Here is an 11,372-nt window from a genome sequence, read left to right as displayed (position 1 = left end):
TAACGATCGGACAACCATCTCGGCTCCTGACAACATCTCCATGGGTTTTGCCTCCAGGCTTAGTTTGCTCATTGGATAACGGGAAATCATTTCCACGAAATCCGGTAGGAAAGGCACAACGCCCTGTGTTCCTATCTTTGTTTGTTATAGTTCTAATGTTTATTAACATAACTAACTTATTAACATAACGTCAGAATTTCTGGCAGGCAAACAGCAATTATCTGGATTAAAAGCAATTGTGTTGGTCACAAACTGAATTTTCCCTCATTAGAAAAACAAAACACTGCCAGACTCTCCAGCGCCTTGTTTTTCACGCCGCTTAATCCATTAATCAAAGAACTAAATCAGGCTGAGATTTTTTACGCATTGGATGCAATGAAATTGTCACTGCGCACAAATGGAGAAAGGGGGAGAGAGACTGCGGGTCAGAAAGACTGCAACGGCCTCTATTGTCGAACAGATAGAGGCCGTTGCAGTGAAAATATTGCTGGGTTAGTCGCGATACATAGAGTCAATTTCATTCTGATAACGCTGAAGAATGATTTTACGCCGTAATTTCATGGTCGGTGTCAATTCACCGGTTTCCATCGTGAAGGCCTGCGGCAACAGCGTAAAGCGCTTAACTTGCTCGAACTTTGCCAGTTCTTTTTGCATATCTTTCAGCCGTTGATCAAACAAACTAACAATATGGCTATGGCGTAACAGGTCTAATCTGTCATGGTATTTCAGGTTTATCGAATGAGCATATTCTTCCAGTGATTCGAAACACGGAACAATCAGCGCCGAAACAAATTTGCGGGTATCGGCAATGATAGCAATCTGCTCGATAAATCGATCCTGACCCAAGGTGCCTTCAATCATCTGTGGCGCAATGTATTTCCCCCCCGAGGTTTTCATCAAATCTTTCAGCCGTTCGGTGATGAATAAATTCCCCTGAGGGTCTAATGCGCCGGCATCACCTGTTTTGAGCCATCCATCTTCCGTAAAAGACTCCGCCGTCTCTTGGGGTTTATTGAAATAGCCGCGCATCACAATCGGACCACGCACTTGAATTTCATTTTCAGCGCCCAGACGCACCTCGATCCCCGGCAATGGCTTACCGATAGAGCCAAAACGGAAATCTTTTTCTTCCCAACAAGAAACGGTGGCACAGGTCTCTGTCATGCCATAGCCGTATTTGATATTGATGCCAATTGCCTGGAAAAACAGAATGATATTGTCATCCAATCGCGCACCTGCGGCCGGTAAAAAACGAACTTTCCCGCCCAGAACACCGCGCAATTTACTCAATACCAAACGATCCGCCAGCTTATACATCTGCTCAGAGAGCCACGATGAGGTTTGCCCACTTTGCAAATTTTGAAATTTGCGCTCGCCGCATCCTACCGCCCAGCGGAATAACATCCGGCGATGCCATTTCGCCAGAGCAACTTTGTCATTAATGGCACTGAACACTTTCTCGTAGAAACGCGGGACCGCACACATGACTGTCGGTTTTACTGCCTGCATCGCTGCGCGTACCCAATTGGTGTCACTGATATAGACATTTTGCGCGCCAGTATGCATAACATAAAAACTCCAGGCCCGCTCAAACACATGAGACAGCGGCAGGAAGCTAAGAGAAGTATCTTCAGATGTTAGGGTTAGACGCTGGTCATGTAAGTAGAGCTGAGCCGCCATGTTTCGGTATTCCAGCATCACACCCTTCGGTTCCCCTGTGGTACCCGAGGTATAGATTAATGTGAATAAGTCACTTAAATCGCAACCGTCTATACGCGCGGTTAATAGATGCTGTTGTACGGCATCTGGCTGTTGCTCAAAATCAGCCAAATGTTGAGCATATTCACAACCACGTAAATCAACACCAGGACCTAATACAACAATATGGCTAAGCTGCGGGCACAACCGCTTGAGTGTAATTGCAACATCGAATTGTGCTTGCCCACCGACAAACAAAATACGCACATCAGCATCATTCACGACATAAGCCGCTTGAGCCGGAGTATTCGTGGCATACAGCGGCACACTCACGCCACGTATCTGTAAAATAGCTAAATCTGCTAATGACCATGCCATGCTGTTATTAGCAAAAATCCCAATACGCTCTTGGATGGCAGCGCCCAAAGACAATAAAGCCGCAGAAATCCGCGTTACGTGCGTATCAATCTGCCGCCAGGTCAGCTGATTTTCGCCTTCTGGCGTCCATTCACGGAAAGCGACCTTGTCGGTTCTCTGGCTTATTTGTTGGCGCAAACGGCGCACAAGGTGATATTTATCTAATATTTGAGTCATAACATCGCAGCTCGCTGAGAAATCATTCGTTAAAGTGTAACACCACTTTGTTGCCTGTTAGCTTTCAGCTTACATGCGTTCACTTTTTTTTCGCGCAGTCTACTCACTCTATAGGCTATGGCAAATAAAATTCAGCGTAGAAGTGTGAGCTGAAATCGATTTTGACGAAAAATAGAGCAGTCGGCGCAATAGAGAGGGGATGAATGCGGGTAAAAGTATTTGGTTGGATGGGATAATAATTAAATACCAGAAATATACTCTAAGTAATTCGAGTGGCAGGAAGGCGGCAAACGAGAGACAAATTGGTTGTAAACCATTTTGAACAGCGCTTGCGCTGGCCCATGGACAGGTCGAGTAATGAACGTAGCCAACACACATGCAGCTTGAAGTATGACGAGTATAATAGTGTTAAGGGTGACTGTGGCCTGTGCCTGCCACTGAGAATTAAGACAACTTCAGCAGCAGGACTTAACGATAATAATTTAAGAAGGAATGCTAAGCTGACTGAGTAGTTCTTTCATCCACTGATGTCCCTTATCTCTATCTGTTGATTCATGCCAGGTGAGGTAACATGGGCGACATGTTTCTTCCCAAGGTAAGGAAATAAGTTTCAAATTAAGCGCTTCACTGTATGTTTGAACCAACCAGCGAGGCGCAATGGCGACAAAGCTAGTTTGAGATACAATATTTAGCACACTGTTCATATCAGTACTTTCATAAGCAATAGTTTGGGTGTTAATGGCTGATTCATAATAAAGTTGACTGAAAGAACCTACTTTATCCAATGAGACAATCGCGTGCGATTCAGAAAGGAGTTGTTCTTGTGTAATTGAATCATCAATACGTGGGTGATTATTAGACACAGCTAAAACTAATTCATCATTGGATAATGAAACATGATGAAAATCGGAACGTTCGAATTTGGTATAACCTATCACAAACTCGGTTTCCTGATAACGTAATTGATGTTCAATGTTCTCATTAAGATAAGATCTAACAATGAGCTGAATATTAGGTGCTAATTGATTAACCCGCTGTATAATCGGTGCTATCAGCCTGATATCCAGAGGGCTACAAATAGATAAATTAAATACTCGACCACTATTTTTAGCTTCAAACCCCGCACCTGGCAACTCGTTTTGTACTAGTTGCAGTGCTTGTCTAACCGGGCCAAAAAGCTGTCGCGCTCTGGCAGTTGGCTGAATACCGCGACCATAACGCACGAACAATTCATCATTAAACATCACTTTGAGGCGAGCAACGGCATTACTTACCGCCGGTTGGGACATTCCCAGCGACTGTGCTGCGCGCGTGACATTATGCATTTGCATCACAGCATCAAAAACAGTTAATAGATTGAGGTCAACACTGCGTAAATGAACGTCGCTCCCTTCTTTTTTGGTGACTTGACTGTCGATTACTAAGTTGTGTTCAAACATGCTTAACTCCACTAAGCTTTATGCAGATGGCATGATTAATAAATAACCTCATAGATATTTATCTCTGTTTCAAAATATCTTTGGACACTTATCATTAATGATACCAATATTCTCTTTAATATCTCGGCGAGATAAAATAGAGGTTCATCCTTGTATAAGTGTGAAAACATAAATCACACCTAATGCATTTAGTGATCAGTAAATATCCATAGACACACATATAAACAACAAACATATGCAAAGTATTTTGCATGGTGAATAAAACCAATCTACATTATCAATACCGAGACAATAACTTATCAGCATTAAAATATAACCTTAATATGATCACATCACAAAATGAGAGGATTAACAACTATGGCATTAATGAATAATAAATTCTCCACTTATAACTTATTAACTCTTAATTACACTTAAAAAAACAAAAACATCAAGGGATTTCTCCATTGTTCTAGTTGTAATTATTATAAATAGTAAGAAAATATAAAAGCCATGAACGAATCCAAGTAATAAGATAAAATATAATACATATGAAAACCTTACCTATATAAATAAAAAATAAGATTCCCTGCTGTTGGAACGTTTAGTTATTAAACTATTACAGGTAGTACTTCTCAGCGCTTTTATCCCCTAACGCGTTTTTTAACAGGCCATAGGCTGAGAGTAAATAGCCCATCCGTTCATAAAATCGTAAATAGAACAATAATCCATATTTTTAACGTTATACCAAACAAAGTAAAAAAAATAACTTGTATTTTCAGATGATAAAACTTAAAAGTTTAACTTTTAGGTTTTATATGTCGTTATAAGGAATTTATAGTCCGCTTAACCAGTTGAACACGCCATTTTAAACAAATGTTGACACATCCATAAAATTCACGTATCAATTTAGGCAACGCAATATTTTAACTAATGAGAAACTGAAAAATGAAGTTCTACTCAACCCGTCTACTAGGCCTACTACTTAACGCATCTCACTTGCGCGGTATGTTGGTGGACGGAAATCAGAACTGATTCAGTCATCAAGATTAACAAGCCCGCGCAAATGCGCGGGTTTTTTTTTACCCGCTAAGCGCAAATGTAAACACGACAAGGAATAACCCATGAGCCAACAAGTCATTATTTTCGATACAACCTTGCGCGACGGTGAACAAGCATTGCAGGCCAGTTTGAGTGTTAAAGAGAAGCTGCAAATCGCGTTAGCGCTGGAAAGAATGGGTGTTGATGTCATGGAAGTCGGTTTCCCGGTCTCCTCACCTGGCGATTTTGAATCCGTTCGCACCATCGCGCAGCAAGTGAAAAATAGCCGGGTGTGTGCCTTGGCCCGCTGTGTAGATAAAGATATAGATGTTGCCGCAGAAGCTTTGCGTATTGCCGAGGCATTCCGTATCCACGTGTTTTTGGCGACTTCTACCTTACATATTGAATCCAAGTTAAAGCGCTCGTTTGATGATGTGTTGGCGATGGCGGTACATTCAGTGAAACGCGCTCGCAACCATACCGATGACGTAGAATTCTCTTGCGAAGATGCTGGCCGCACCCCCATTGACAACTTGTGCCGCATCGTAGAAGCCGCGATCAATGCAGGCGCGACCACTATCAATATTCCTGATACCGTCGGCTACACCACACCATATCAATTCGGTGGCATCATCACTGACTTGTATCAACGTGTACCGAATATTGATAAAGCCATTATCTCTGTCCATTGCCATGACGATTTGGGCATGTCGGTTGCCAACTCCATTACCGCGGTGCAAGCCGGAGCACGCCAGGTCGAAGGGACTATTAATGGTTTGGGTGAGCGCGCAGGTAACTGTTCACTGGAAGAAGTGATCATGGCGATTAAAGTGCGCGAAAACATGCTGGGCGTGCATACCAATATTAATCATCAAGAAATTTACCGTACCAGCCAATTGGTCAGTAAATTATGCAATATGCCAATCCCTGCAAACAAAGCCATTGTCGGTAGCAATGCATTCGCTCACTCCTCCGGTATTCATCAGGATGGCGTGCTGAAAAATCGCGAAAACTACGAAATCATGACCCCACAATCCATCGGCTTGAAAGAAGTGCAGTTAAACCTAACTTCCCGCTCGGGCCGTGCCGCAGTGAAGCACCGGATGGAAGAGATGGGTTATCAGGATAAAGACTATAATTTGGATTCCTTGTATGACGCGTTCCTGAAGCTGGCGGATAAGAAAGGCCAAGTTTTTGATTACGATTTGGAAGCCTTGGCATTCATCAATAAGCAGCAGGAAGAGCCAGAGCATTACCGTTTGGACTATTTCAGTGTGCAGTCTGGTTCTAGTGTGATGGCGACCGCATCAGTGAAATTGGTCTGTGGTGAAGAAATCAAATCAGAAGCCGCCACAGGTAATGGCCCGGTTGACGCGGTGTATCAAGCCATCAACCGCATTACCGACTACCCCATTGAACTGGTGAAATATCAACTGTCTGCCAATGGTCAGGGTAAAGACGCACTAGGTCAGGTTGATATCGTGGTTGACCATAAAGGCCGCAGCTTCCACGGCGTGGGGCTGGCTACAGATATTGTCGAGTCATCTGCCAAGGCGTTGGTTCACGTATTAAATAACATCTGGCGCGCTCATCAAGTAGAAATCGAGAAGCAGCGTCTGCAACAAAATAATCAGGAAATGGTGTGAACATGACTAAGACTTATCATATTGCCGTTTTGCCCGGAGACGGTATTGGCCCTGAAGTAATGGCTCAGGCAAATAAAGTATTGGCTGCCGTGCGCCAGCGTTTCAGCATCAAGATTTCAACCAGCGTTTATGATGTCGGTGGCGCAGCTATCGACCGTCATGGCAGCCCGTTACCGCCAGCAACAGTAAGTGGATGCGAACAAGCTGATGCCATTTTATTTGGCTCAGTAGGCGGCCCAAAATGGGAACATTTGCCACCGGCTGAACAACCTGAACGCGGAGCACTGTTACCATTACGCAAACACTTTAAATTATTCAGTAACTTGCGCCCTGCGCGTTTGTATCAGGGATTAGAAGATTTCTGCCCATTGCGCAGTGATATCGCGGCGAAAGGTTTCGACATTCTGTGTGTGCGCGAATTAACCGGCGGTATCTATTTCGGTCAACCCAAAGGTCGTGAAGGCCAGGGTATGCACGAACGTGCATTTGATACCGAAGTTTACCATCGTTTTGAAATTGAACGTATTGCCCGCATTGCTTTTGAGTCCGCTCGCAAACGCGGTGGCAAAGTTACTTCCATTGATAAAGCCAATGTGTTGCAGAGTTCCATTCTGTGGCGTGAAGTCGTTACCGCTATTGCGGCGGACTATCCAGATGTTGCGTTGTCCCATATGTATATTGATAACGCCACCATGCAGTTAATTAAAGATCCATCCCAGTTTGACGTCTTGCTGTGCTCTAACTTGTTTGGCGATATTTTGTCAGATGAGTGCGCCATGATTACCGGCTCTATGGGCATGTTACCCTCTGCCAGTCTGAACGAACAAGGTTTTGGCTTATACGAACCCGCTGGCGGTTCTGCACCGGATATTGCAGGCAAAAACATTGCCAACCCCATCGCGCAAATTCTCTCTTTAGCCCTGTTGTTGCGCTTTAGTTTAGGTAAAGACGACGCGGCTGACGCGATTGAAAACGCCATCAATCAAGCATTGGAACAAGGCTATCGCACAGCTGATTTAGCCGGTGATGGCAAAGCAATCGGCACCAATGAAATGGGCGATATCATCGCCAAATTCGTAGCCGAGGGGGTTTAAGATGGGCAATACTTTATATCAAAACAAGACGTTATATCAGAAATTATATGATGCACATATCGTTTACGAAGCGCCGAATGAAACACCGCTGTTGTATATCGACCGCCACTTAGTGCATGAAGTGACATCGCCGCAGGCCTTTGATGGCTTGCGGGCCATGAACCGCCCGGTGCGTCAGCCGGGTAAAACCTTTGCCACCATGGACCACAACGTTTCGACACAAACTAAAGATATCAATGCCAGCGGCGAAATGGCGCGCATTCAGATGCAGGAACTTATCAAGAACTGTGCTGAATTCGGTGTGTCCTTGTATGACTTGAATCACCCATTCCAAGGCATTGTCCATGTGATTGGCCCAGAGCAAGGAATGACATTGCCGGGAATGACGATTGTGTGTGGTGATTCCCATACCGCGACCCACGGTGCATTTGGCTCATTAGCATTTGGTATCGGCACCTCAGAAGTTGAACATGTATTGGCCACCCAGACACTGAAACAAGGTCGGGCCAAAACCATGAAAATCGAAGTCAATGGTGAGGTGGGCCCAGGCATTACCGCCAAAGATATCGTGTTAGCCATTATCGGCAAAACCGGCAGCGCCGGTGGTACCGGTCATGTGGTGGAGTTCTGTGGCAGCGCGATTGAAGCTCTGAGCATGGAAGGCCGCATGACATTGTGCAATATGGCGATTGAAATGGGCGCGAAAGCCGGTTTAGTCGCACCGGACGACACCACTTTTAACTATCTGAAAGGCCGTCAATTCGCCCCGACCGGTGAGCAATGGGAACAAGGCGTGGCCTACTGGCGCAGCTTGAAATCTGATGCTGACGCTAAATTTGATACTGTCGTGACCTTAGATGCCGCTGATATCGCGCCGCAAGTCACCTGGGGCACCAATCCGGGTCAGGTAATTGCAGTCAATCAAATCATCCCGGCACCCGAGTCCTTTAGTGATCCCGTTGAGCGCGCTTCAGCCGAAAAAGCCTTGGCTTATATGGATTTACGCCCCGGTATCAAATTGACCGAAGTCGCAATTGATAAAGTCTTTATCGGTTCTTGCACCAACTCGCGTATTGAAGATTTACGTGCCGCCGCCGCAGTGGCGCAAGGGCGTAAAGTGGCCAGCGGTGTGCAGGCGATTGTGGTGCCCGGCTCCGGCCCGGTGAAAGCGCAAGCCGAAGCAGAAGGTTTGGATAAAATCTTTATCGAAGCCGGTTTTGAGTGGCGTTTGCCCGGTTGTTCCATGTGTTTGGCGATGAACAACGACCGTCTGGAACCCGGAGAGCGTTGTGCCTCCACCAGCAACCGTAACTTTGAAGGCCGTCAGGGCCGTGGTGGCCGCACACATTTGGTTAGCCCAGCAATGGCCGCCGCCGCCGCTGTCAGTGGTCATTTTGCTGATGTTCGCGACTTAGAAGCCGCCACCCACTAACCGGAGACACCACTATGACTAAATCTACTCAACACACTGGTTTTACTCAACATAAGGGTTTGGTCGCACCGTTAGATGCGGCAAACGTCGATACCGACGCGATTATCCCAAAACAGTTTTTGCAAAAAGTGACGCGCACCGGTTTTGGTCAGCACCTGTTTAACGACTGGCGTTTTCTCGATGACGCCGGCAAAGTGCCCAACCCTGAGTTTGTGCTGAACCGGCCTCGCTATCTGGGCGCAACCATCCTGTTGGCTCGTGAGAATTTCGGCTGTGGCTCATCGCGCGAACATGCGCCGTGGGCATTAACCGATTTCGGTTTTAAAGTGGTTATTGCCCCCAGCTTTGCTGATATTTTTTACGGCAATTCATTTAATAACCAATTATTACCGGTAACATTAAATGAGGGTGATATTGATACCTTATTCCAACTGGTTAAAGAGAATGAAGGTATCGAGTTTATTGTCGATTTAGAACATCAAACAGTGAATGCCGGTGGAAAAAGTTATTCTTTCGAAATCGATAGTTTCCGTCGTCATTGCATGATTAACGGTTTAGACAGTATTGGCCTGACCTTACAGCACGAAAGTAATATTTCAGCATACGAAAAACAACAACCAGAATTTCTGCGTTAATTATTTTTAAGTTAATTTTGTGAGTCTATTGTTGGTGTCAGGAAACCCCTGACCCAACAATTAAAACTCTATAAAAATCCTAATCAAAAAAATCATCTCTCCGTCACTCATTTCTGATAATAAAATCCAAATTCCATATCAATCAATCTGTTATATAACAGCATGCTAAGCCATTAGATTACATACATATTAATACCTCTAATACAGTTTTAATTGATTGTAATTTGTGCAGAAGGTCACTTTTTATTTTTTAAACAACGGTATGCTGTCATTCACCATCCACACCTAGAGAGCGCCTTATGACACGCATTGCATTGCGTTACCAAGCACGCATCTCCGGCGACAGCCGAGCTTGGTTTAATATCGATTACCGCCTCGCCAACGATTTCCCACGTTAATTCCTCCATTGCTTATTCAGCTTAGGCTGAAAAAACTCATTTCTTTATTTTGTTGCCGTCATAGGTAATACGGATCGCTATTTTTAATTTTAGCCAATCCTATTAGCCACGGTATATCTATATCCAAAAAAAATGATATTTGGAGTAATAAGCCATGAAACGCATCCCTGAGCCCTTCCGCATTAAAATGGTCGAAAATATTCGGATGACCAATCGGGAAGATCGTGAGAAAGCATTGATTGAAGCGGGCTATAACCCATTCTTATTACCAAGTGAAGATGTTTATATTGATTTATTGACTGACTCCGGCACTGGGGCGATGAGTGACCGTCAGTGGGCTGGATTAATGATGGGTGATGAGGCCTACGCCGGTTCACGTAATTATTATCACCTGTGTGACCAGGTTAAAAAACTGATTGGCTATCCATTTACTATTCCAACACATCAGGGCCGTGGCGCTGAACAAATCCTGTTCCCTTGCCTGATTGCGAAAAAACAAAAAGCCGGTGGCGCCAAGAACCCGGTCTTTATTTCCAACTTCCATTTTGATACCACCGCCGCTCATGTTGAGATGAATGGTGCTAAAGCTATCAACGTCGTCACCCCGAAAGCCTTTGATACTGTGGCTTATTATGACTGGAAAGGTGATTTCGATTTAGACCAACTGAAAGCAACAATTGCCGAATATGGCGCTGACAACGTGGTGTCAATTATTACCACCGTCACCTGTAACAGTTCCGGTGGGCAGCCAATTTCAATGAGCAATATGCGCGAAGTGTATCGAATTGCTCAACAGCATAATATTCCGGTGGTCATCGACTCCGCCCGCTTCTGTGAAAATGCCTGGTTTATCAAACAACGCGAGCCAGGTTATGGCGACAAGTCGATCAAAGAGATCATTCTGGAAATGTATCAATACGGCGACATGCTCACCATGTCAGCCAAAAAAGACCCGATGGTGAATATTGGCGGTTTGTGCTGCTTCCGCACCGATGAAGATCTATTTAACGACGTTCGTATCCGTTGCGTGCCGATGGAAGGATTTGTCACTTACGGTGGATTAGCCGGTCGCGACATGGAAGCGCTGGCCATTGGGCTGGAAGAAGGGATGAATGAAGACTTCCTGACTTATCGTATCGGGCAGGTAGAGTATCTGGGCGAGCGGCTGCGTGCTGGCGGTATTCCGATTCAATATCCTACCGGCGGTCATGCGGTGTTTGTCGATGCCAAAATCCTGCTGCCTCATATTCCAGCCGAACAATTCCCGGCACAGGCTCTAAATAATGCGTTGTATCTGGAAGCAGGTATTCGCAGTGTGGAAATTGGATCATTGCTGCTAGGCCGTGATCCACAAACCGGTAAACAAAAACCATCGCCATTGGAACTGCTGCGCCTGACCATCCCGCGCCGAGTCTA

At 45.1% G+C, this 11,372-nt stretch carries 8 protein-coding genes; 6 read left to right on the top strand and 2 right to left on the bottom strand.

Features of this window, described 5'->3' with window-relative positions; genetic code table 11:
• Positions 1–492 precede the first annotated feature (492 nt).
• Positions 493–2,292: an AMP-dependent synthetase/ligase gene (locus ACNSO8_RS06255; protein WP_418394144.1), complete on the bottom strand. Its 1,800-nt coding sequence runs from the start codon at positions 2,290–2,292 to the stop codon at positions 493–495.
• A gap of 482 nt (positions 2,293–2,774) precedes the next feature.
• Positions 2,775–3,731 (bottom strand): transcriptional regulator LeuO, encoded by a 957-nt coding sequence (gene leuO, locus ACNSO8_RS06250; protein ID WP_418394143.1) that lies wholly within the window; start codon positions 3,729–3,731, stop codon positions 2,775–2,777.
• 1,103 nt (positions 3,732–4,834) lie between these two features.
• On the opposite strand from leuO, the gene leuA reads away from it, so the two are divergent.
• From leuA to ACNSO8_RS06220, 6 genes are all read left to right on the top strand, one after another.
• Positions 4,835–6,397 (top strand): 2-isopropylmalate synthase, encoded by a 1,563-nt coding sequence (leuA, locus tag ACNSO8_RS06245; protein WP_418394142.1) that lies wholly within the window; start codon positions 4,835–4,837, stop codon positions 6,395–6,397.
• Positions 6,398–6,399: 2 nt separating this feature from the next.
• Entirely contained in the window at positions 6,400–7,491 is a 1,092-nt protein-coding gene (leuB, locus tag ACNSO8_RS06240) for a 3-isopropylmalate dehydrogenase (RefSeq protein WP_418394141.1), read from the top strand.
• A gap of 1 nt (position 7,492) precedes the next feature.
• Positions 7,493–8,923: a 3-isopropylmalate dehydratase large subunit gene (leuC, locus tag ACNSO8_RS06235; protein ID WP_418394140.1), complete on the top strand. Its 1,431-nt coding sequence runs from the start codon at positions 7,493–7,495 to the stop codon at positions 8,921–8,923.
• Positions 8,924–8,937: 14 nt separating this feature from the next.
• Complete coding sequence (leuD, locus tag ACNSO8_RS06230) at positions 8,938–9,558, top strand: 3-isopropylmalate dehydratase small subunit (protein ID WP_418394139.1); 621 nt, start codon at positions 8,938–8,940, stop codon at positions 9,556–9,558.
• A gap of 299 nt (positions 9,559–9,857) precedes the next feature.
• Entirely contained in the window at positions 9,858–9,956 is a 99-nt protein-coding gene (tnaC, locus tag ACNSO8_RS06225; RefSeq protein WP_005156906.1) for a tryptophanase leader peptide, read from the top strand.
• 154 nt (positions 9,957–10,110) lie between these two features.
• The coding region (locus ACNSO8_RS06220; RefSeq protein ID WP_418394138.1) for a tryptophanase at positions 10,111–11,372 on the top strand (1,262 nt) is incomplete at its 3' end.

The sequence above is a fragment of the Yersinia sp. LJYL362 genome (assembly GCF_048323875.1).
This window is presented reverse-complemented; position numbering and strand designations above follow the sequence as displayed.